The following is a 22,578-nucleotide window of genomic DNA, read 5'->3' on the forward strand; positions in this document are numbered from 1 at the left end:
CAGGAAAGTCTGCTTCTTTGACTATAAAACATGCTATCAAACACAATATTCCAAGTAAATACGAATTGTTTTCATTTATATTGTACCAAGGTTCCGATAATAGATGCGAGCTATGGCCCTGATATAAGGGCCATATAACGACACGCTAAAAGTGATAAGTTGCGGCTACCAAAAAGCTTCGCCCTAACTCATTGTAGGTGTTAGCACCAGCGGATAACGTAGTACCTTCCCGTTTTACTGACTTATCAAACAAGTTTTTAACCGAGAACGTCACATCAAACCCATTATTCAGTTGAAAGACGGTATTGGCGTTAAAAATTGTGTAGGAGGGACGATCTTTGGGATTCTCAACAATATCACCACTTCTTGGATCTACCGTTGGACTTTCAGTTTCACCATAATGCTGGGCACTGAAGACCAGCTCCCATTCCTCAGTGACCTGCCAGGAAAATAAAGAGTTAATCGTATAGTCAGGCACAATTGACAATGGCTGATTGGTCGCTTTGTTTTTCGATTCCAACATCACTGTGGCATTAGTCGACCACTCAATGTTATCAGAGATAGGAATCAGCAGGTTACCTTCCAATCCTTCAATAACAGCTTCGGGTGCATTGGCCCACCGGAACACCTGCAATACTCCGTCCCGGCTACCATCCAGGATGTATTCCGGCGCGTTGTTTCCCGTCATAATCTTGTTGCGATAGTCGTTGTGAAAATAAGTGACGCCCGCGTTAAGACCTTCGCTATTTGCGTACTGCATCCCAAGTTCTTTGTTCACCGAGGTTTCATGTTCAAGATCAGGATTACCTAAAATAGAGCAGCCGCTTCCCTGGTTTGGATAGTCAGCCGGGCAGCCGTTACCTCGAGTGGTATAGACATAATTAGGATTTAGCTGGTAAAGGTTCGGCGCTTTAAACGCACGGCTGATACCAGCCTGGAAATTCAACTCACCGGTAGCCTGCCATGACATATTTAGACTGGGCGACCAGTTAGTGCCGGATTTACTGTGCTTGTCGAATCGCACACCTGGAGTAAGCATAATATCGTCAGTCAGTACGATATTGTCTTCTACATAAACCCCGAACAAGTCTGCTGTGCTTATGGGATCGCGCTTCTCAGGATCTATTTCAGTTCCTTCAATTAGCACGCCATCGGCTGTGGCAAGACCGGCTTGATTGGAAGAATCGTCGTCCTGACGTTCGCCCCGGTATTCAGCGCCCAAAGTCATGGTTTGATTTAATCCCGCCAGTTTAAGAGGTATGTTCCACTCTGATTTGGCTGTCACGTTGCGCAGCTTGATGGTATTCATTTCACCGGTGTCGGTATTGATTGACCCTTCAGGCCCGCCAGCCAGACCTTCGCTTAAACGGGAATTTTTAGTTCCTTCCCACTGCAGATAGCTAAAGCTATCACCGAAACTAAAATCTCCGCGATGGGTAAGGCCTAAGGTTTTGCGACGCACTACACTGGTTTCTTCGCCAATGTATAAGTTACTGGTTTCGTGATCGACCCCCTGAAAAGCGTTATCACCAGAGTAAATGTTGCCTTGGCGGCTGTAAGCGCCTTCCAGCTCCCATACGTTCTGTGCGTTTTGATCAAACCGAACGAGTGTTCTGGCGTCTATATTTTCCACACCTTCACGGCCCGCCGCGACATTGCTTTCCTCCTCCGTATATTCACGGTTTAGGTCGGTAGAATCGCCATCCTGCTTATTATAATTAAGGATGGTGCGTTGAGAAAAGCTCTCTCCCAGCGGCCCACTGACAATCACATTCGCTCTTTTGTTCTCGCCTTCCAGCGAATTATCGGGAATTTCTGTTTGTAGTGTCACTGACGCAGAGGCAGAGTCAGGCTTTTTGGTAATAATATTGACCACACCACCCGATGCGCCTGAACCGTATCGAGCCGCTGCCGGCCCCCGAATAACCTCAATACTCTCAATGGCTTCTGCCGGAACCCAGTTACTGTCACCTCGGGTATCGCGCTCACCAGTTCGGCCCATTTTCACACTATTGCGTGACAACACCGGTTTGCCGTCAATAAGAATAAGGGTGTTTTCCGGTCCCATACCGCGAATATCGATTTGACGCTTGTTTCCGTATTGGCCGGTACTTGAATTACCCGTCAGATTTACACCAGGCATAGTTCTGATAAGTTCGGCCACGTCGTTGGTAACCGGGCGACGTTTAATGTCTTCGGTGGTGATAACAGATACACCGGGAGCTTGTTTAAGCTCTTCAGCTGCAGATTGCACAACAGTGACATCAAGCGTCTCAAGCTCACCGCTTTCGTCGGAAACCTGGGCCAGTACTGCAGGAGACAGCATAGGGAACAATGCCCCGATGAAAATGATTTTACCGTATTTCGACATTCCACAATCCTTGAAGTAATGAATAAGGGATTGCACGCACATGAGCTGAAAAACAATATTATGAGGAGTGCGTGCTTAAGCGGGACGTATTCAATCACACATCTAAATGAAAATCATTATCATTGTTGGTGATAAATTCTTAAGACACTTTGAAAAATTTTTCAACAATTCAATCTCTTGTTCCTCAAACTGCTGTCAAAGCTAAATAACCTGTTTTCCCTTCAATTATCCGTAGAAGCGTTAATTTCCTCAGCCTGACTTTCCATCCAAAAAATTTTTTAACGTAAACTCCCCCGACTTAGCCGCGAATTTATTGCCAGACTTGAGCTTTTTTGACACTCTGACAACATTCATGCCTAAGCGTGAACCTTCAACTCACGGAGAACCTAATGCGTAATATAAAAAGAAGTACACGCAGTCTGGCAATAGTCCTTTGTCTCATCTGGCAACCTTTTGTGCAGGCTGAAGACGCCAAAGCTTCCGCTCCCGCGCCCGAACCTGAAGCAAAAATGCAGGTTACCCAGCACAAAGCCACCATCAACGGTAAATCGATTAAGTATTCTGTTCACGCCGGCGACACACATTTAAAAGACAAAAAAGGCAAACTGACTGCCAGTATTTTCAGCATTGCCTACATTCGCGAAGATGTTGATAAACGTAGCCAGCGCCCTTTGTTATTTGTATTCAATGGCGGGCCGGGCTCGTCCAGCGTCTGGATGCATATGGGCTTGTTTGGCCCTAAGCGTGTCGTTTTGCCTTCTGACGCCACTAACGTAGGCGCACCGCCATTTCCTGTCGAAAACAATCCACAGAGCTTATTAGATGTAGCCGACATGGTGTTTATCGATCCGGTGGGAACGGGATACTCTATCCCGCTGGGTGAGAAAAAAGGCAAAGATTTTTGGGGTGTAAACGAAGACGCAGCCTCGTTAGCAGAATTCATACGCGTATTCATTACCAAAAACAAGCGCTGGAATTCGCCGAAATATCTGTCTGGTGAAAGCTATGGCACTACTCGTGCAGCCGCACTGGTGAAGTCGTTACAGGAAGGCTGGGGCAGTATTGATTTAAATGGTGTAATGCTGATTTCTTCCATTCTGGATTTCCAAACCGGTGACTTTACTGATGGCAACGACTTACCATTTGTCACCTTTTTACCTACCTATGCAGCCACAGCCTGGTATCACAATGCCATTGATAAATCTCAATACAAAAACCTGCAGGAATTTGTAGAAGAAGTACGCCAGTTTGCGCTAAACGATTATGCATCCGTATTGCTGAAAGGCGCGTTGGCATCTGAGCAGGAAGTCTCAGCCGTGGTTAATAAATTACACCAGTACACCGGCTTGAATGAAAATTACATTCGCCAGTCCAATATACGCATCAACGAGTTTGCGTTTATGAAGGAATTGCTACGGGATCGCGGTGAAGTGGTAGGGCGGTTGGATAGCCGCTATATAGGCGAAGATGCCAATAAAGTCAGCAGCCGGTTTGAAGCCGATCCCGCCTCCTATGCCATAGACGGCGCCTACACTGCCGCGTTACAGGATTACATGGCCAATGAGTTAGATGTACTTCGTGAAGAACGATATAACGTACTTTCGGGCGAGGTATTTTCTAACTGGAACTGGCTGTATGGTGATAGCCCCCGTAGTCAGGGGTTTGTGTCAATGACTCCGAATCTTGCGCGGGCAATGCGTCAAAATAAAGATTTTCGCGTATTTATCGCCAATGGCTATTTTGACCTAGCGACCCCGTTTTTTGCCACAGAATATTCCATGAATCACTTTGGCATTAATAAAGATAAAGTCACGCTGACATATTATGAAGCCGGTCACATGATGTATATCCATCAACCTTCGCTCGACCAATTAACCAAAGATATTCGCGCCTTTATTACTCCGAAAAAGTAAGCCGTCTTTTTAACCCCAGGCCCCAGTGTGGTGCTTGGGGTTCTGCGGTTCTCTGTCCTCATCAACTTTTCAGTCACCCCAGTTCCCGTTACCTTTCCAAGCCTGCTACACTAGCGCCATTAAATACCCAATGACGAAAATCATGGCTTGGATACAACTTAGAATCGATACTTCTGCAGAATTGGCAGAGCAGGTCGGTAACATGCTGAGCGCCAACCGCGCCCAGGCAGTCACATTTCTTGATGCCAAAGATACGCCAATGTATGAGCCGAAGCCCGGCGAAGTGATGCTGTGGCCAGATACGCAGGTCGTCGGTCTTTTTGACGCTACAGAAGACATGCAACCCATCATTCAACGGTTAGGCAAAGCCAAAATCCTCGGCAGGAATTTCAGCTACAAGCTTGATCCTCTTGAAGATAAAGATTGGGAACGAGAATGGATGGATAATTTTCATCCCATGCAATTTGGTAAACGTTTGTGGATCTGTCCAAGCTGGCGCGATGTTCCTGACCCAAACGCCGTCAATGTCATGCTTGATCCCGGGCTGGCGTTCGGTACCGGCACTCACCCCACCACAGCGCTGTGTTTACGATGGCTGGATGGCTTGGATGTAAAAGATAAGACCGTGGTAGATTTTGGCTGCGGTTCAGGAATTCTTGCACTCGCCGCTTTAAAATTAGGTGCCAGCAAAGTGATTGGCATTGATATCGATCCACAGGCTTTGGAAGCGACCATGGAGAACGCGCGGCGTAATCAGGTACAAGATCGCTTAAACGTGTATTTACCCAAAGATCAACCTGCGCTTGAAGCCGATATTGTCATGGCCAATATTCTCTCCGGACCGTTGATTGAACTACAAAATATCATCACCGGCTACTGTCGTCCGTCTGGTTTATTAGTTCTTTCAGGGATTCTGGCCGAACAGGTAGAAAAAATAGAAGCTGCATACCAACGAGATTTCACCTTAAACAAAAGTATGATTGAGGGTGAATGGGCGCGGGTATCTGGTAAACGTAACGCCGTAATTTAGCTTGAAAAATAGTAGTAATTTCACTGCAGCAGCCTGTCTCTATGCAGGCTGCCCTCTCTCCTGTGCCACGCCGCAGCTCAAATGAAATCAAAACTGTCAAGAGCCTGACACTAAATTTTGTGTGATTTTTAGCCTTTTCAAAAGTAGCGAAAATGCGTACACTTAGCGCCCCGTTTTGGACAAGTGTACAAATAGTGTGCAGCTCTAGGTTGTTTAACATGCGAATTGGGTCATATACGCTAGATAACAATTTGATGTTAGCACCGATGGCAGGCGTAACAGATCGACCATTCCGCCAGCTATGCCGGCGCATGGGTGCGGGATTGGTAGTTTCTGAGATGCTTTCCAGTAATCCTCGGGTATGGAACACGGATAAGTCTTTGCTGCGGATGGATCATACCGGTGAGGACGGCATTCGGTCGGTTCAAATAGCCGGGGCGGATCCGGCATTGATGGCACAGGCGGCACAACTGAATGTAAGTAACGGTGCGCAAATCATCGATATTAACATGGGTTGTCCGGCTAAAAAGGTAAATAAAAAACTGGCAGGCTCAGCATTGCTGCAGTATCCAGAGCTGGTTGAGGCCATTGTTCAGGCAGTAGTAGGTGCAGTTGATGTTCCGGTTACCCTGAAAATACGCACTGGCTGGGATACTGATAATCGTAATGGGGTAGAGATTGCCCGTATTGCAGAAGAAAGCGGCATACAATCGCTGGCAGTTCACGGCAGAACTCGGGCCTGTATGTACAATGGAAACGCGGAATACAACACTATTCGCGCAATTAAACGTGCAGTGTCTATTCCCGTAGTTGCCAATGGCGACATTACGTCTCCTGAAAAAGCACAAGAGGTGCTCAACTACACTGGTGCGGACGGAATAATGATCGGCCGCGGAGCGCAAGGTAACCCCTGGATTTTCAGACAAATTCAGCATTATCTTGCAACAGGTGAGAACCTACCGCAACCGCCATTGTCAGAACAGCATCAGGTGTTGCATGAACATGTTGCGAACGTGCACGCATTTTACGGCGATTATTCCGGTGTCAGAATTGCCCGGAAGCACGTGGGCTGGTATCTCGCGGAGTTTGATAAGGATCGTCAGTTTCGCAAAACGTTCAATGGTCTTGAGCAAGCTGATGAACAGCTCAACGCACTTGACGATTATTTTCGATCGCTGCATACACGAGAAACCCGACAGATTTCTCCTGCAGCTTAGTGATGACTAACTAATAGAGCAAGAAAGTATTATGTTCGATCAAAATGTGACTTCACCATTTACTACGACAGTAACTACGCCTTCACAAACTCAAGCTCAGAAGCCGCTTCGCGACTCCGTTAAGCAAGCAGTTAACAAGTACCTCAAGCAACTGGATAATGCCAACATCGATAATCTGTATGACCTGGTTCTGGCAGAAGTCGAGGCTCCGCTTCTGGAAGAAGTCATGACTTATACGCGCGGTAACCAAACCCGTGCAGCCATCATGATGGGAATCAATCGCGGCACGCTGCGTAAGAAGCTCAAACAGTACGGCATGAACTAAAATATTAGGGGCCACGGCCCACAATCAAGAGCACCATTCGGTGCTCTTTTTGTTTCACACACCCAACTAGCAAGACACCACTATGCAAACACCAAAACCTATTAAACGCGCGCTGTTAAGTGTTTCTGATAAAACCGGTATTATAGAATTTGCCGAAGCTCTGTATCAATCAGGTGTGGAGCTGCTTTCTACCGGCGGTACTGCGAAACTACTTGCTCAGGCTGGTCTGCCGGTTACAGAAGTTTCTTCGCATACCGGGCATCCGGAAATTATGGACGGCCGGGTAAAAACTCTGCATCCTAAAATCCATGGTGGGATCTTAGGTCGCCGCGGCCAGGACGAAGATGTTATGGCTGAGCATGAAATTGCCCCCATCGATTTGGTGGTGGTGAATCTTTATCCGTTTGCTGCCACTGTTGCTCAAGAAGGTTGCAGCCTCGAAGATGCCATAGAAAATATTGATATCGGCGGTCCTACCATGGTGCGAGCGGCAGCAAAGAACCACAAAGATGTCACTATTGTCGTTAACGCTGCCGATTACCCACGAGTGCTGGAAGAAATGGGCAACAACGGGGGGTCGTTGAAGTATCAAACCCGTTTCGATTTAGCTATAAAGGCGTTTGAGCATACTGCAGAATATGATGGCATGATTGCCAACTACTTTGGTGCCAAAATTGATGCCGTTGAGTGTGAAGATGACTGCGAGCATTCTCACAGCGAGTTTCCTCGTACCATCAACATGCAGATGACGAAAAAGCAGGACCTGCGCTACGGTGAAAATTCTCATCAAAGCGCGGCTTTTTATGTGGAAAATCAGATTCAGGAAGCATCAGTTGCCACCGCACAGCAACTTCAGGGCAAAGAGCTGTCGTTTAATAATATTGCCGATACCGACGCAGCGCTGGAATGTGTTAAAGAATTTGAAGAACCGGCCTGTGTTATCGTTAAACACGCGAACCCTTGTGGCGTGGCAATCGGTGACACTATTTTAAGCGCTTACGAGCGGGCATACAAAACAGATCCAACATCAGCTTTCGGTGGCATTATTGCGTTTAACCGCGAGCTGGATGCTCAGACTGCTCAAGCTATTGTGGATCGTCAGTTTGTGGAAGTCATTATTGCTCCGGCAGTTAGTGAAGACGCCAAGGTTGTCGTTGCCACCAAAAAAAACGTACGTCTGCTTGTGTGCGGCAATTGGCAAGGTCAGCTCACCGATGGTTATGACTTTAAACGAGTCAACGGCGGCTTACTGGTGCAAGAGCGAGACTTCGGTATGATCGACATGGAAGATTTGCAGGTAGTTACTAAACGCCACCCCACCGACGAACAGCTACGCGATTTGATGTTTTGCTGGAAAGTAGCGAAGTATGTGAAGTCCAATGCTATCGTTTACTGCAAAGATGGCATGACGATTGGTGTTGGTGCAGGACAAATGAGTCGCGTATATTCAGCCAAAATTGCGGGTATTAAAGCCGCCGACGAGAGCCTTGAAGTGGCAGGTTCGGTCATGGCTTCAGACGCATTCTTTCCGTTTCGAGACGGTATTGATGCCGCCGCTGCCGCCGGAATTAAGGCTGTGATCCAGCCGGGCGGTTCAATGCGTGACGAAGAAGTGATTGCCGCAGCCAATGAACATGATATTGCTATGGTCTTTACAGGGATGCGCCACTTCCGTCATTGATATTTCAACGACGGTAAATGAGGAGTAAGTGGCGTTGCCAAGTATTAGGGGAAACTGGCGTTTTACTAACGCTCAGTTACCCTTATATAAACAAAAAAAGTGCCAGTACGCTGGTATAACGCACCGTCACTATACACAAGGAAAAACCTTATGAAAAAAACGATAGGAATACTTGCTGCTTCCCTTTTTCTGTCAGGCAATATCGCTATGGCAGATCCAATCACTGATGCCGTTAAAAACGAAAATCGTACCGCAGAAGCAAAGTTACGTGACGAGTATCGTAATCCGCAGCAAACCTTGCGATTTTTTGGTATAGAACCAGATATGACCATAGTAGAAATCTGGCCAGGCGGAGGTTGGTATACCGATATATTGGCGAACCTGGTGAAAGAAGATGGTAAATTTATTGCTGCCCATTTCTTTCTGGATGAGAGTTCGCCCGGTTATTTCCGTAGCTCTTTGGAAAGCTTTAAGCAGAAAGTCGCCAATGATGCCGCTTATAAAGATATCCGGATAACCGCGTTTCACCCCGTTAAAGCGCCGGATATTGCTGAACCAGGCAGTGCTGACGCCGTTCTTACCTTCCGTAATGTTCACAACTGGTATATGGGTGAGGGTGAAAAAGACGTAAAAAGCGCATTTAAAGCGTTTTATAAAGCACTTAAGCCGGGTGGGATCCTCGGCGTGGTAGAACACAGATTACCAGAATCGGCTGCTAACAGTGCCATGAAAGAGAGCGGCTATGTGAAGCAATCATTGGTGGTAAGCGCAGCCGAATCAGCTGGTTTTAAACTTGTGGGACAAAGCGATATTAATGCTAATTCTCAGGATACCGCTGACCATCCAAAAGGTGTCTGGACATTACCGCCGACACTGGCTTTAAAAGATCAGGATCGCGACAAATATCTTGCCATTGGTGAGAGTGATCGTATGACGCTGAAATTTATTAAACCGAAAAACTAACGGAATGCTTTGATGAACGTACTTGTCATTGGCGGCGGTGGCCGCGAACATGCGCTTGCTTGGAAAGCGGCACAATCTTCAACTGTTTCAACCGTATTTGTTGCTCCTGGCAATGCCGGAACAGCAAACGAACCCAAACTCAGTAACGTTGATATTGATGTCACTGACATTAATGGATTATTGAGCTTTGCTAAAGAGAATACTGTTGCGTTGACCATTGTCGGCCCGGAAGCGCCGCTTGTGGCAGGTGTTGTTGATGCGTTTCAGGCGGCGGGCCAAGCTATTTTTGGTCCGACGCAAGCTGCGGCGCAACTTGAAGGGTCGAAAGCTTTTACTAAAGATTTTCTGGCTCGTCATAACATACCCTCTGCGGCTTACCAGAATTTTACTGAAATTGAACCCGCACTTGCATATGTGCGGGAAAAAGGCGCGCCCATTGTGGTGAAAGCCGACGGCTTAGCCGCAGGTAAGGGCGTAATTGTTGCTGCTACACTTGAAGAAGCTGAAGATGCTATCCGCGATATGTTAGCAGGCAATGCTTTTGGTGAGGCCGGTAGTCGCGTAGTAGTAGAAGAATTTCTTGAGGGTGAAGAAGCCTCATTCATTGTAATGGTTGACGGCAAAACTGTATTGCCTTTTGCTACCAGTCAGGATCACAAGCGTGCTGGCAACGGCGACAGCGGTCCTAATACCGGTGGTATGGGTGCGTATTCCCCTGCTCCTGTAGTGACACCGGAAATTCATCAGCGGGTAATGGATGAAGTCATTTTGCCTACTGTAAAAGGTATGGCTGCAGAAGGGAATCCTTATACAGGCTTTTTGTATGCCGGATTAATGATAACAGCCGACGGCTCACCAAAAGTGATTGAATACAACTGCCGCTTTGGGGATCCGGAAACGCAACCAATTATGATGCGTCTGCAATCCGACATTGTAGAATTATGTCTGGCGGCGTCAAAAGGAGAGCTTGCCGATAAAGCCATCGCTTTTGATCCGCGGGCTGCCGTAGGTGTGGTGTTAGCTGCTGGTGGATATCCAGGAAGCTATAACAAAGGCGATGTGATCACCGGTTTAGCCCACGCTGGCGAACTTGATGGCAAAGTGTTTCATGCTGGTACGGCACTTAAAGACGGTAACGTCGTGACAGCCGGTGGAAGAGTATTGTGCGCCACCGCACTGGGCAACAATGTGACTGAAGCCCAACAAAAAGCTTATGAACTTGTAAATACGATCAACTGGAACGATGTTTATTATCGCACAGACATCGCGCATCGGGCCATTGCCCGAGAAAGTAGCGCAGAAAGCTAAGCGTTCATTGTTACTTGCTGCTGTACCTGCTTAAGTTGTTGCTTTCAGGTACAGCGCGTTGTTTACCTCTGCACTCATCACGCCCCCTCATCAAGACATTGCAACCGAACTACACTATTTGCTGCCTGCCACTGCCCCACAGACCAGTTTACTTCCTTTACCTTTGGCCGTAGCATTACTTTCATAGCAGATAAAAATTTCAATAGTGTGAGGTTCAATATGCATTTATCGCCACTTCGCAGCAAAATGTGAAGAGTTACAAGCGATCTTATACTCATTTTTGCTATTATCAGTACTCTTGATTATTCAACCTGGGCAGCTTATAACTAGAGTCCGGTTTTTAGCGAAAGAAACTTCATGTCTGTAAAACATCCAATAATTGCTATCACCGGTTCCTCGGGCGCTGGTACGACAACAACGACGAATGCGATAAGACATATATTCCGCAATTTAAGTATTAATGCGGCTGTAGTGGGAGGCGATAGCTTTCATCGCTTTACCCGTCCTGAAATGGAAGTTGAGATCCGTAAAGCGCAGGAACAGGGAAGACACATTAGCTATTTTGGTCCTAAGGCTAACGATTTTGATTTGCTGGAAAGCCTATTCAAAGATTACGGCCTGTCTGGGCAAGGTCAATTTCGCCAATATTTACATACGTTTGATGATGCCGTTCCTTTCAACCAAATGCCGGGCACTTTTACGCCGTGGCAGGATTTACCGCCAAGCACCGATTTATTGTTTTATGAAGGCTTACACGGCGGCGTGAAAACAGAAGAAAACGATGTGGCGCGTCATGTTGATCTTCTGGTAGGCATGGTGCCCATTGTTAATCTGGAGTGGATCCAGAAAATAGTACGCGATACCACAGATCGTGGCCACTCACGTGAAGCGGTAATGAGCAGCATTGTGCGTGGTTTAGATGACTATTTCCATTACATTACCCCACAATTTTCCCGCACCCACGTAAATTTTCAACGAGTTCCTACAGTGGATACATCCAATCCATTTAGCGCCAGGGAAATTCCCTCTCAGGATGAAAGTTTTGTGGTGGTGAGATTTCGCCGTGAGATGAAAACGGTTAATTTTCCTTACTTGCTTCAAATGATTGATGGTGCATTCATGTCGCGCATTAATACACTAGTGGTGCCGGGAGGGAAAATGGGCCTGGCGATGGAGTTGATCCTAACGCCGCTGATAGAAGAATTGCTAGATAAAAAACGTCGAGCAGGTCAACAAATGGATTGGGTATCGGAGGATTAGTCTGTCTCTGTTTTTACTGCATAAACAAGTAACGGTAGCGTGACAGTTGTTACAACTTAAGGTCTTTTGATTCACGCGCTGTTTCCATCGCTTTTTCATGAATTTCACACGCAGCTATTATATCCGAAAACCTGGGAGATACGGCGTATTACCGTTTCCTTGATGAGGAAAGAAAGCGTAAAATACTGCCCTCAAAAACCTACGGTTACTACAATGCTCGATCTTCTGCTGATTGGTATAGCGATATTGGCACTTGCAGGTGTGATATTTGAAGAAGCACTGCATGTTAACAAAGCAAAAACCACCCTTTTCCTTGGCACTCTGGCTTGGATTATACTTTTCATTAACGCCGATAAAGGTCCTGGTTTAGTCGAAGTTAATGACAGTCTGCTGCACAACATTACAGAAATTTCTACTCTGTGGTTATTTCTTGTTGCAGCAATGACATTTGTAGCCTATCTAAACCGTAAAGGCATGATCGAGAACCTTCTTAATCTGATTATGCCCGCACAGATCAGCCTGAAAAAGCTGCTATTTTTTACTGCTCTCTTTAGTTTTTGCTTTTCTTCCCTGGCAGATAACATTACCGCTACCCTGGTATCTATAGCGTTAGTGCTTTCGCTGGGATTACCGTTTAATCAAACCCTACGATTTGCGGTGTTAGTGGTGTTTGCGGTGAATTCCGGTGGCGTGTCTCTGATAACCGGTGACGTGACTACGCTAATGATATTCATGCAGGGTAAAGTCACCATCACACAATTATTGATGCTACTGCTGCCTGCTCTTGCGGCGGTACTGTTACTGGCCTGTATGCTCAGTTACGGCTTGAAAGGTACCGTTAAAATAAAGCGCACAAAGCGTAAAATGCGCACTGTTGACTATGTCATTGCTGGCATCTTCCTTTCTACCATTGTGCTCACCCTTGTGGGCAACGTGCAGTATGGCATTCCTCCCATGCTCAGCTTTTTAACGGGAATGTCAGTGATGTTTTTGGTAGCTACATTTATGGGCGATAAAGAATCTGATAATGACCCTATTCTTGATTACATCCGCCTGATCGAGTTTGACACACTGCTGTTTTTCCTCGGCGTATTACTGCTTGTGGGTATGCTGGAACATATTCACGCCCTTGGCGCGCTGCTACACGTATATACGTTACTTCCGCCCACTGGCGCAAATTATGTGATGGGCGTGTTGTCTTCCATGATTGATAACGTTCCCTTAACTGCAGCCCTGCTAAAAGCTAATATTGACATGAGCACACCAGAATGGATGGCGTTAACTTACGCAGTAGGTGTGGGTGGCTCACTACTGGTTATTGGATCAGCAGCTGGAATTGTGGCCATGAGTAAAGTAAAAGGCTTAACCTTTGCGCGCTACGGAAAATTCTCGCTGCTACTGTTACTGGCTTACAGCGTTGGCTACGGCTTAGTGCTTCTGCTTTCTCAGGCTTTGGTGGAATAACAAAGCGCTGACAAACTTTGTAACACTCCAGACCCATTGGCAATGATTGTGCGCTTTCGTCTATAAACGGTTGTGGTTATAGTGGAAGAAAAGTAACAGGAACAAGTCAATGGGCCAGGAAACTTCAAAAATTCTCGTAGTGGACGACGATATGCGTTTGCGCAGTTTGCTTGAACGCTATCTGGTTGAACAAGGGTATCAGGTGCGCACTGCGGCGAATGCAGAGCAAATGGACAGGCTGCTTGAACGAGAAAATTTCCACCTGATGGTACTTGACCTCATGCTTCCCGGCGAAGATGGTTTATCCATATGTCGCCGCCTGCGCCAGACCGACAGCGATTTACCCATTATCATGCTTACCGCCAAGGGAGACGAAGTAGACCGTATTATCGGGCTTGAAATGGGTGCAGATGATTATTTACCCAAGCCATTCAACCCTAGAGAATTGCTGGCAAGAGCCAAAGCAGTATTGCGCAGAAAAACAACCGAAGCACCTGGAGCTCCGTCCAGAGGCGAACAGATTATTGAGTTTGGCGAGTATCGTCTTAACCTTGCCACCAGAGAAATGTCTGCCAGCGGTACGCCAATGATGTTAACGAGCGGCGAATTTGCGGTGTTAAAATCGCTGGTTACGCATCCCCGCGAACCGTTATCACGTGACAAATTGATGAACCTGGCAAGAGGCCGGGATTACAGCGCGCTGGAACGTAGTATTGATGTTCAGGTATCGCGGTTGCGTCGAATGCTGGAAAAAGACCCCGCCAATCCGCGTTATATTCAGACTGTCTGGGGGTTAGGCTATGTTTTTGTTCCCGACGGCGAGAGCGCATAATACAGAGTAGCAGCAGTGCGATTACTCCCTAAAAGTGCCTTCGGGCAAACGGTGTTGCTCATCGGCTTATTGTTACTGATTAATCAGGTTGTCTCATATTTGTCGGTGACTTATTACTTTATTCGCCCCACATCGCAGCAAATCAACAGCTTATTGGCCACGCAGGTACAAAGCCTGCGGGCGCAGGGATTATTAACCGCTGATAAAAGTGAACGCCAAGCCTATGCCCGGCAGACTCAGGTACAAATTCTCACTACCGATCAGGCGCTGGAAAAGGGCTTGCGAGCGACCACTTACTACGGCTTAATGTCTTCTCAGGTCTCTTCACAAATTGGAGTAAAAGCCGATGTTCGCGTCAGCACTCCCACTGAACAAGTGCCCAACGCTCCCTACCTGGTTTGGATAAACCTGCGTTCTTCTCCCGAAACCTGGATCACCATCCCGCTATCCGGCTGGAGCGACGCCAATATTTCACCGTTGACGATTTATCTGATGGTTATAGGCATTCTCAGTGTGGCAGGCGGATGGCTGTTTGTGCGGCGCTTGAACCGGCCGCTGCAAGCGCTGCAAACAGCGGCGCTTCAAGTGGGTCGCGGCCGCTTTCCTCCACCTTTGGAAGAACAGGGCAGCAGTGAAATGATAGCGGTAACGCGGGCGTTTAACCGGATGAATCAGGGAATTAAGCAGCTGGAACATGATCGTACTTTAATGACTGCCGGTATTTCTCACGATTTACGCACGCCTTTGACAAGAATTCGGCTAGCCACAGAAATGTTACCTGATGAGCAAGACTGGATCCGGGATGGCATCGTTATCGACATTGAAGATATGAATGCCATTATCGATCAGTTTATCGATTACGCCCGCAAAGATCGGCCGGAGCAATGGGAGGATACGAACCTTAATCAGCTGATTCTTGATCTTAGCCACGCGCGGCATTTTGACGAGTCCCATCATATCGAACTTAAACTGAACGACTTGCCGGAGTTACGGCTACGTAAAATTGCCATTAAACGCGTGCTGGACAACCTTATTGAAAATGCATTTCGTTATGGCGGTGAGCGCATTGTCATCAGCAGCTTCCATGATCCGCAGCAAAAACGCGTTTACTGTCGGGTGCGGGACTTTGGTCCCGGTATTCCCGATAATGAACTGGATTCTGCTTTCATGCCGTTTTCTCAAGGCGATAAAGCACGGGGAAGCCTGGGGTCGGGTTTGGGTTTAGCCATTACCCGACGGATCATTGATGGACACGATGGTGAAATTACTTTACGTAATCATCCTCAAAAAGGTCTGATTGCCGAGTTCTGGCTACCTGTAAAATCCGAACATTATAACGCAGCAGGATCAACATGATCGACATGCCGGCGTTTTAGCTCGCGGCTATAATACCAGGCGGTGAGCCAAAGCCAGGCTCCGGCCATGGGAATTACCCAGAAGGCTTCTCCTAATGAAGCAAAATTTGCCCATACGCCGGTGCTAAAAGACGCCAATTGAACCCCCAAAGAATTACCGATAATGGAAATACCTGAAAGCACGGGTCCTTTGTCTGCATCAATACTCATTGCTGCAGACAGAATGAGCGGGAACAATCCGCCCAGCCCCAGCCCGAGTATTAAATTTCCTATACCAATAAAATAAAAGCTGTCAGCTAATTTAATAGCGAGTGCGCCAAAAAAGGTCATAGTGGCCAGAATAACTGTGAGTCTGTGCGTGGTAAACCAACGCAGTAAAAACGCAAAGCACAAGCGGCTGATAACCATCCCTGCGGTGAAAAAAGCCAAAAGATTACGGGCATCTTCACCGGAATAAGACATGGTCTGCTGGGCGTAGCTAACAAACCAGTTAGCGTTACCGAATTCTACCGCCCCATAACCAAAGCTAACTAGTGCCAGCATCAGAAAAACAGGCTGACGTATTATTCCGCCATACGCAAGAGACCGCTTTGGCTGACCGGATTTTACCGGAGCCAGCCGCTTATTTTTCGCCGCCGCTAAGAACGTGTAAGCTGCCAGTACCAGCAAAAGCACCGTAAGCACGCGTAACGGCCAACGCCAACTATTCTCAAAAGAGTAGATAAACGTTACGTAAAAAGAAGCCGCGAAGGTTCCCAGGCTAAACATGAAATCCATGACCCCCATCATGGCAAAACGTTTTTCAGCGTAAAGCTGAGCGATGAGAGTGTGCCCGATAGTAATTATTGAAGAGCTAACCACGCCGACGGTAAATACGGCAAACAAGACCCACTGCCATTGCGATAGCACGGAAACAATCAGCAGTAGCACGGCATTTACTGAGATAAGTAACGCCAGAAGGCTTAGGAAATCAAACTTGCTGACATATTTCCCTCCGACGATAGCGCCTATCATCATGCCCATAGAAAACAGCAGAAACAGAGCGCCGCTCACCATTTTGGACATTTGCAGATTTGCTGCAATGTCAGGTAACAAAATTCCCCACATCAGAAACAGCATGCCGAGCAAGAAGAAGCCGGAAAAAATGACTACAGTAATAGGACGACGGCTCATAGATTCTCCTGAAAGGCCGGATAGACAACTAATACCAATGGCTAGAACAGCCGCGATAGAAGGAAAGGTACGCTACAGAGGTTGCGGTGGTTCCATTTTCTCGTTTCACTACATTCCATTATACTGGCGAGTTAAGGCATCTGACTTTACGATAACCTGTGATCATATACCAACATGATCCAGCGTGAAAGCGCGGCCGCTATGGTATTCCCGGTTGCTTATCATCGCTGCTGTCTTTATCCTTTGGCAGTCTGGAGTCAATAACTGAACACGATAAAATTTATATTGCGTACATAGGAATATTAATGGAAATTAGCTGGCAGTGGGGAAAACTGGAATCGCTTTCGCAGTTGGCTCTGGTAGAGATGTTTAAACTTCGCCAAGATGTTTTTATCGTGGAGCAAAACTGCATTTATCCAGATATTGATGGTTTGGATGAAGATGCCCAACATTTGCTGGGTTGGGCGAAAGAAGACGGCAAACCACTATTAGCAGCTTATGCGCGCGTGCTCGCGCCGAATGTAAAATTTCCAGAACCCGCCCTGGGTCGCGTGTTAGTTCGCCAAAACTATCGCCAATTAGGCATGGGCAGAAAGCTTGTCGCCGAATCCTTAGAACGTGTTTATACGGCTTATCCAGATCTGACTATTCGCATATCGGCGCAAGAATACCTCATCAATTTTTACGCCTCATTTGGCTTTCAATCGGTATCAGAAGTGTATCTGGAAGATGGCATCCCCCACATAGAAATGATAAAGACAGCTTAGAAGCACTTTACTTTGGAATAAGACGTATTATGGGCATAGAAGCCATTGATCATTATAATATTCAGGCGCCGTGGAATGCGCTGCTTCAAACCCGCAGCTTTTACATTGACATTGTTGGCCTGAGAGAAGGTTTCAGGCCGGAATTCCGTCACCGTGGCTTTTGGTTATATGCTCACAAACTGCCTCTACTGCACCTAAGTGAAGGTACAGAAGTGATGCGCGAACCGCGCAGCAGCATTGATCATGTGGCTTTTAAATGCACCGGATTACAAGAAATTGTGACCCGTCTTAACGATAAGAAAATTCGCTTCAGGCAGCAAGGGATCGCGCAGTTGCAACAAACTCAGCTCTTTTTCCGTGACCCGCTAGGGAATGGGATTGAACTGAACTTCAATGAAGTATGTTAATAAATTGTGAGATATAATTAGTAAAAGTCAGACGGGATTTTTGTCCGCCTCAGGTATTGAGATTATAATTATGAGAAAAAACCGGAGAGTCACTTCTTGGGGTATAGCTATATTCTGCTGTCTTGCCTCACTTTCTACTTTTGCCGCAGAGACATCAGAGCAGCACAAATGGGCGATTGAACGTATCGATAGTTACCTCACACGTAGTGTGGACAAAGGCTTTTCCGGTGCATTGCTTATCGCGAGTGACGAAAATATTCTGCTGAAAAAGGGTTACGGGCTTGCTAACCGTCAAGCCCACGAGCCTGTTAATCCCTCTACTCTTTTCGATATCGGGTCGGTGACAAAACAGTTCACCGCCGCCGCAATCTTATTACTGGAAGATCGAAACAAACTCAGCGTTAATGACACATTAGCCAAATATTTCGACAATCTTCCACCAGAGAAACAAGTAATTACACTTCACCAGCTACTCACTCATTCCTCCGGACTAATTAGCGATACCAGCGCAACCGATTTTGAACTAACAGATACTGATGCTTTTTTTAAAGAAGTGTTTGCTGCCCCGTTACAATTTACGCCGGGAAGCGGCTTTGCCTACTCCAACGTCGGCTACAGTTTGCTCGCTCGAATTATAGAACTAACTTCCAACCTCCCCTATGAACGCTTCATGCATGACAATATTTTTATTCCTGCTGGCATGAAGGATACCGGTTATCTCCTGCCCGACTGGACAGATAACACTGCGGCTGTCGGTTATCACTATTCGGTACTCAACACTGGAACTACGCTTTCAAAATATCAGAAGGATGGTGACGTGGCGTGGTCACTAAAGGGCAACGGCGGATTGCTTTCTTCATTAAACGATATGTTTCAGTGGTCATCTTCATTACGCAATCACACTGTGCTTTCCACAGCCCAAACCAAAAAGCTGATCACGCCCTATGTAAAGGAAAATGAAGATAGCAACACCTACTACGCCTACGGTTTAGCGGTGTTTGACTCACCCACTAACACACAAATGGTGGGCCACAACGGTTCCAATGGCACGTTTTATTTCGATTTCCGATGGTTAGTTGAAGAAGACATTGTAATTCTTTACGCCAGTAATGCCATGGTAGACCAAACAGCAGACGTTAGCGTAAATGCTGAATTAATGCTGTTTGACAACGTATTTAATCCACCTGCTTTTTCCCGCGGAGTCAGCGCCAGAATTTTGCATTTGGCTGCGCACTTCAACGGCACGCCAGAAGCACTGAAAAAAGCAGTAGTCGAGCAATTCGGTTCAGAACTGAATAAGCGCTATTACCTGAACCGCGCAGGTCTGGCGCTGTTGCAAAACGGGGCTTCCGAAAAAGCTATTGTGTTGCTATTGCTGAATGTAGAGCGCTTCAAAGACGACGGTAATCTATGGGACAGCCTGGGCGAAGCCTATTTTATTCATGGTAATAAAGCAAAAGCGAAAGAAAGCTTCGAAAAAGCGTTAGCGCTACAGCCGGAGCAACAGTGTTATTGGTGTGAAAACGCCCAGATGCGTTTGAATATGCTTAATGCACAGCCTTAATATGTGCTCCCTCAGCGCCAGAATTTTTCAACTTTTGACAAGCTATTTCGTGAAGGTAGTGGGGCTAAATAGAACACAGTTGGCGCAGCTAAAAAAGCCCGCTCAATGAGCGGGCACAACGTTCACCATCTCGTTGATGAAGAATGAACGGAAGGGTAAATCAGTAACCCGGTCCTGCTTTTACAATCGCCTCATCGACTTCATATTTTGCGAAGTTGACTTGAAACTCTTTCACCAGCTTTTTCGCGTAATTATCATATTCTTCCGGCTTGGCCCAGGTTTGCCGAGGAACCAGCAGGTCGCTATTTACTCCAGGTACGGCAACGGGAACATCAAGATTTAATCCCTCAAGATGCTGCGTTTCAACGTTATCGAGTTTTCCAGAGACTATGGCATCAATCACTGCACGAGTGGTGGGAATATCGAACCGTCGTCCGGTTCCGAAGGGCCCGCCTGTCCAACCGGTATTCACTAAATATACTTTGGCACCAAACGCTTTTACTCGTTTGATAAGAAGCTCTGCATACACACCTGCCGGGCGCGGGAAGAAAGGCGCGCCGAAGCAGGTTGAAAAGGTAGATTCCACATCTGCAGTAGAGCCGATTTCAGTTGAGCCCACTTTTGCGGTATAGCCACTTAAAAAATGGTACGCAGCGGCTTGTTCGCAGAGTATAGATACAGGAGGAAGGACACCGCTGACATCACAGGTTAAAAAAACCACCGAACGCGGCTCACCACCGCGGTTTTTCTCCACCCGCTTTTGAATATGTTCCAAGGGATACGCAGCGCGAGAATTTTGCGTTAACGACGTATCGGAATACACCGGTTGACGCTTTTCATTCAGCACAACATTTTCTAAAATCGTCCCAAAGCGGATCGCGTCCCAGATAACCGGCTCATTATGTTGCGATAAATCTATGCATTTCGCATAGCAACCGCCTTCAATGTTAAATACGCTTCCTTTCGCCCAGCCATGTTCATCATCGCCAATTAAAAAACGTTGTGGATCGGCAGACAGCGTAGTTTTACCCGTACCGGACAAGCCAAAAAATAAAGTGACATCTCCCTCTTCACCAACGTTAGCCGAACAGTGCATAGGTAACACATCTTTGGCTGGCAGAAGAAAGTTTTGTACAGAGAACATTGCCTTTTTCATTTCACCGGCATAGCGCATACCCGCCAGCAGCACCTTTTTTTGAGCGAAATTGATAATGACGACACCATCGCTATTGGTGCCGTCTCGCTGGGGATCACATTGAAAACCTGGCACATTCATTATCTGCCACGGCACGTCATTGTTCGGATTCCAGTCTTCAGGACAAATAAACAGGTTGCGCGCAAAAATGTGCTGCCACGCCGTTTGGGTTCTCACCTCGACAGGCAATGCATATTCAGGGTCAGAACCTACCTGTAAATGCGACAAAAAGTGTTCCTGCGTATCTAGATACTCCGCCACTCGCTGCCACAAGGCATCGAACTTCTGCGCATCGAACGGTTTATTGACTTTTCCCCAATCAATGTCTGCCTCAGTCGTTGGCTCTTTAACAATAAATCTGTCATTGGGTGAGCGTCCTGTTCTCGCGCCAGTTTCTACCACCAACGCACCATTCGCAGACAACACGCCTTCACCACGTTGAATGGCTATTTCGATTAGTTCTACGATTGTTAAGTCAGTCAACGCCGAAGATGTTAACTGAGGAGTAATAGCTGCAGCCACTGCCATGTTCTGAAACCCTTATAATAAACTTTCACATTAACTTACAAAATTTATCCACCAATGGATTGTATATAGATTACGACACACAGCAACAAAAACTGATTAATCTACAACGACAATGTGATAGGAGTTACAGAGTTTAAAGATCGAAGTTGGAACAAGATAGCGGATTTTTAGTTGGAGAAAGGATAAGTATACTGATGCAAGCAGGTAAAACAGCGATATTGGGTTAAGTAATGCTATTTGAAATATTTCATAACCACCTACAAAAAAGCCGTAACAAAAGTTACAGCTTTTTTAGCTTTGCGATATTTTTTGCGGCTACGCTTATTGATCTGAAGGTGTCTCGCCAAAATGCCCTGCATGAATAGCTTCAACATCTATACTGTCGAAACGGTATTCCGTATGACAATACTGACAATTCATTTTAACTGCGCCTTCCTCGGCTATTATTTGCTGCAGCTCAGATTTATCAATGTTTCTTAGTGCTTCGCCACTACGTTCGCGGGAACAGGTGCAGGCAAACTTCACCGCATGTGGAGGATAAACCTCAACTTCTTCCTGATGATAAAGCCGATACAAAATGTCCTGAACGGGAAGTGAAAACATTTCGTCTTCGGAAAGCGTATCTGTCAGCGTGCTGAGGTGGTCAAAACCGGTATCTTGCTGAACATTGGTGGCCGACGCTTGCGTTGGCATAACCTGTAACAGCATTCCCGCTGCCTTGGTTTGCTCGGGCTGACTCAGATCAGTCATTAACAACACCTTCGTGGTAAGTTGCTCTGACTGCTCAAAATAACCTTCTATACATTCTGCCAGTGTGGGTTTATCCAGTGCTACGATTCCTTGATAACGCTCGCCCTCTTCCGGAGTAATTGTAATTACCAACACCGCCTTATGCACCAGATCTTCAAACTGTTCAGGGAGCGAGCTCAGCTCTTCATCCCAGCGCGCAACACCGCGTAAAGTGTAATCATCAGTGGCGTTAATGACCGCATAGCGAATGGGGCCTTCGCTTTGAATTTGTAAACCAATTTCGCCTTTAAATTTCAGGATTGCGGTTAATAAACACGTTGCGGCCGCCATTTCACTGAGCAGACGTTGCACCTGGACCGGATATTCATAGTTGTGCACAATCTGATGCAGGCTTTCATTCAGCCTGACCAGTTCGCCGCGCACATTCGCCTGATTAAATAAGTATCGCTGTAGTTGATCGAAATCACTCATAGTA

At 46.7% G+C, this 22,578-nt stretch carries 18 protein-coding genes; 14 read left to right on the forward strand and 4 right to left on the reverse strand.

Translation table 11 applies throughout. The annotated features are described in order from the left end of the window. Positions 1–145: 145 nt before the first annotated feature. Positions 146–2,371 (reverse strand): FepA family TonB-dependent siderophore receptor, encoded by a 2,226-nt coding sequence (locus CA267_RS08370; RefSeq protein ID WP_075607911.1) that lies wholly within the window; start codon positions 2,369–2,371, stop codon positions 146–148. A 389-nt stretch (positions 2,372–2,760) separates the two neighbouring features. Here CA267_RS08370 and CA267_RS08375 point away from each other — a divergent pair, with 389 nt between their 5' ends. The 11 genes from CA267_RS08375 to envZ all read left to right on the forward strand — a co-directional run bounded on the left by CA267_RS08375 (position 2,761) and on the right by envZ (position 15,720). After that, positions 2,761–4,284 carry a S10 family peptidase gene (locus CA267_RS08375; RefSeq protein ID WP_075607910.1) on the forward strand — a complete coding sequence of 508 codons (1,524 nt, stop codon included), beginning with the start codon at positions 2,761–2,763 and terminating at the stop codon, positions 4,282–4,284. A gap of 142 nt (positions 4,285–4,426) precedes the next feature. Beyond that, complete coding sequence (prmA, locus tag CA267_RS08380) at positions 4,427–5,314, forward strand: 50S ribosomal protein L11 methyltransferase (RefSeq protein ID WP_075607909.1); 888 nt, start codon at positions 4,427–4,429, stop codon at positions 5,312–5,314. A gap of 218 nt (positions 5,315–5,532) precedes the next feature. Next, entirely contained in the window at positions 5,533–6,531 is a 999-nt protein-coding gene (gene dusB, locus CA267_RS08385) for a tRNA dihydrouridine synthase DusB (RefSeq protein WP_075607908.1), read from the forward strand. 31 nt (positions 6,532–6,562) lie between these two features. Then, on the forward strand, positions 6,563–6,856 hold the full coding sequence (fis, locus tag CA267_RS08390) for a DNA-binding transcriptional regulator Fis (protein WP_075607907.1): 294 nt from the start codon (positions 6,563–6,565) through the stop codon (positions 6,854–6,856). 82 nt (positions 6,857–6,938) lie between these two features. Next, positions 6,939–8,537 (forward strand): bifunctional phosphoribosylaminoimidazolecarboxamide formyltransferase/IMP cyclohydrolase, encoded by a 1,599-nt coding sequence (gene purH, locus CA267_RS08395; protein WP_075607906.1) that lies wholly within the window; start codon positions 6,939–6,941, stop codon positions 8,535–8,537. Positions 8,538–8,687: 150 nt separating this feature from the next. Beyond that, the gene (locus CA267_RS08400; protein ID WP_075607905.1) at positions 8,688–9,500 is read left to right on the forward strand and encodes a class I SAM-dependent methyltransferase; all 813 of its coding nucleotides are present in this window, start codon (positions 8,688–8,690) and stop codon (positions 9,498–9,500) included. Between the two features lie 12 nt (positions 9,501–9,512). After that, positions 9,513–10,808, forward strand: a complete 1,296-nt coding sequence (purD, locus tag CA267_RS08405; protein WP_075607904.1) for a phosphoribosylamine--glycine ligase — start codon at positions 9,513–9,515, stop codon at positions 10,806–10,808. A 357-nt stretch (positions 10,809–11,165) separates the two neighbouring features. Next, complete coding sequence (locus CA267_RS08410; RefSeq protein ID WP_075607903.1) at positions 11,166–12,068, forward strand: phosphoribulokinase; 903 nt, start codon at positions 11,166–11,168, stop codon at positions 12,066–12,068. A 213-nt stretch (positions 12,069–12,281) separates the two neighbouring features. Further along, on the forward strand, positions 12,282–13,532 hold the full coding sequence (gene nhaD, locus CA267_RS08415) for a sodium:proton antiporter NhaD (RefSeq protein ID WP_075607902.1): 1,251 nt from the start codon (positions 12,282–12,284) through the stop codon (positions 13,530–13,532). Positions 13,533–13,641: 109 nt separating this feature from the next. Then, complete coding sequence (gene ompR / locus CA267_RS08420) at positions 13,642–14,364, forward strand: osmolarity response regulator transcription factor OmpR (RefSeq protein WP_075607901.1); 723 nt, start codon at positions 13,642–13,644, stop codon at positions 14,362–14,364. A 15-nt stretch (positions 14,365–14,379) separates the two neighbouring features. Next, positions 14,380–15,720: a two-component system sensor histidine kinase EnvZ gene (gene envZ / locus CA267_RS08425; protein ID WP_075607900.1), complete on the forward strand. Its 1,341-nt coding sequence runs from the start codon at positions 14,380–14,382 to the stop codon at positions 15,718–15,720. Here the strand turns inward: envZ and CA267_RS08430 are convergent. After that, entirely contained in the window at positions 15,696–16,892 is a 1,197-nt protein-coding gene (locus CA267_RS08430) for an MFS transporter (RefSeq protein ID WP_075607899.1), read from the reverse strand. The two genes, envZ and CA267_RS08430, sit on opposite strands and share 25 nt — an antisense overlap. A gap of 305 nt (positions 16,893–17,197) precedes the next feature. On the opposite strand from CA267_RS08430, the gene CA267_RS08435 reads away from it, so the two are divergent. The 3 genes from CA267_RS08435 to CA267_RS08445 all read left to right on the forward strand — a co-directional run bounded on the left by CA267_RS08435 (position 17,198) and on the right by CA267_RS08445 (position 19,630). Beyond that, positions 17,198–17,659 (forward strand): GNAT family N-acetyltransferase, encoded by a 462-nt coding sequence (locus CA267_RS08435; RefSeq protein ID WP_075607898.1) that lies wholly within the window; start codon positions 17,198–17,200, stop codon positions 17,657–17,659. A gap of 29 nt (positions 17,660–17,688) precedes the next feature. After that, the gene (locus tag CA267_RS08440; protein WP_075607897.1) at positions 17,689–18,066 is read left to right on the forward strand and encodes a VOC family protein; all 378 of its coding nucleotides are present in this window, start codon (positions 17,689–17,691) and stop codon (positions 18,064–18,066) included. 70 nt (positions 18,067–18,136) lie between these two features. Beyond that, positions 18,137–19,630 carry a serine hydrolase domain-containing protein gene (locus CA267_RS08445; RefSeq protein ID WP_075607896.1) on the forward strand — a complete coding sequence of 498 codons (1,494 nt, stop codon included), beginning with the start codon at positions 18,137–18,139 and terminating at the stop codon, positions 19,628–19,630. Positions 19,631–19,790: 160 nt separating this feature from the next. Here CA267_RS08445 and CA267_RS08450 read toward each other — a convergent pair whose 3' ends face one another. Together CA267_RS08450 and hslO are read right to left on the reverse strand one after the other, a co-directional pair. After that, complete coding sequence (locus tag CA267_RS08450; protein ID WP_075607895.1) at positions 19,791–21,353, reverse strand: phosphoenolpyruvate carboxykinase; 1,563 nt, start codon at positions 21,351–21,353, stop codon at positions 19,791–19,793. A gap of 321 nt (positions 21,354–21,674) precedes the next feature. Then, positions 21,675–22,574, reverse strand: a complete 900-nt coding sequence (gene hslO / locus CA267_RS08455; protein WP_075607894.1) for an Hsp33 family molecular chaperone HslO — start codon at positions 22,572–22,574, stop codon at positions 21,675–21,677. Positions 22,575–22,578: the final 4 nt, after the last annotated feature.

It is taken from the genome of Alteromonas pelagimontana (assembly GCF_002499975.2).
In the GTDB taxonomy this organism is placed as follows: domain Bacteria; phylum Pseudomonadota; class Gammaproteobacteria; order Enterobacterales; family Alteromonadaceae; genus Alteromonas; species Alteromonas pelagimontana.

Bases quoted from the DNA above. Each gene is read 5' to 3' on its own strand.
- CA267_RS08440 (WP_075607897.1), top strand. From the start codon at position 17,689: ATGGGCATAGAAGCCATTGATCATTATAATATTCAGGCGCCGTGGAAT.
- purH (WP_075607906.1), top strand. From the start codon at position 6,939: ATGCAAACACCAAAACCTATTAAACGCGCGCTGTTAAGTGTTTCTGAT.
- dusB (WP_075607908.1), top strand. From the start codon at position 5,533: ATGCGAATTGGGTCATATACGCTAGATAACAATTTGATGTTAGCACCG.
- CA267_RS08400 (WP_075607905.1), top strand. From the start codon at position 8,688: ATGAAAAAAACGATAGGAATACTTGCTGCTTCCCTTTTTCTGTCAGGC.
- CA267_RS08430 (WP_075607899.1), bottom strand. From the start codon at position 16,892: ATGAGCCGTCGTCCTATTACTGTAGTCATTTTTTCCGGCTTCTTCTTG.
- purD (WP_075607904.1), top strand. From the start codon at position 9,513: ATGAACGTACTTGTCATTGGCGGCGGTGGCCGCGAACATGCGCTTGCT.
- CA267_RS08410 (WP_075607903.1), top strand. From the start codon at position 11,166: ATGTCTGTAAAACATCCAATAATTGCTATCACCGGTTCCTCGGGCGCT.
- fis (WP_075607907.1), top strand. From the start codon at position 6,563: ATGTTCGATCAAAATGTGACTTCACCATTTACTACGACAGTAACTACG.
- CA267_RS08445 (WP_075607896.1), top strand. From the start codon at position 18,137: ATGAGAAAAAACCGGAGAGTCACTTCTTGGGGTATAGCTATATTCTGC.
- CA267_RS08450 (WP_075607895.1), bottom strand. From the start codon at position 21,353: ATGGCAGTGGCTGCAGCTATTACTCCTCAGTTAACATCTTCGGCGTTG.
- CA267_RS08435 (WP_075607898.1), top strand. From the start codon at position 17,198: ATGGAAATTAGCTGGCAGTGGGGAAAACTGGAATCGCTTTCGCAGTTG.
- CA267_RS08375 (WP_075607910.1), top strand. From the start codon at position 2,761: ATGCGTAATATAAAAAGAAGTACACGCAGTCTGGCAATAGTCCTTTGT.
- ompR (WP_075607901.1), top strand. From the start codon at position 13,642: ATGGGCCAGGAAACTTCAAAAATTCTCGTAGTGGACGACGATATGCGT.
- prmA (WP_075607909.1), top strand. From the start codon at position 4,427: ATGGCTTGGATACAACTTAGAATCGATACTTCTGCAGAATTGGCAGAG.
- CA267_RS08370 (WP_075607911.1), bottom strand. From the start codon at position 2,371: ATGTCGAAATACGGTAAAATCATTTTCATCGGGGCATTGTTCCCTATG.
- hslO (WP_075607894.1), bottom strand. From the start codon at position 22,574: ATGAGTGATTTCGATCAACTACAGCGATACTTATTTAATCAGGCGAAT.
- nhaD (WP_075607902.1), top strand. From the start codon at position 12,282: ATGCTCGATCTTCTGCTGATTGGTATAGCGATATTGGCACTTGCAGGT.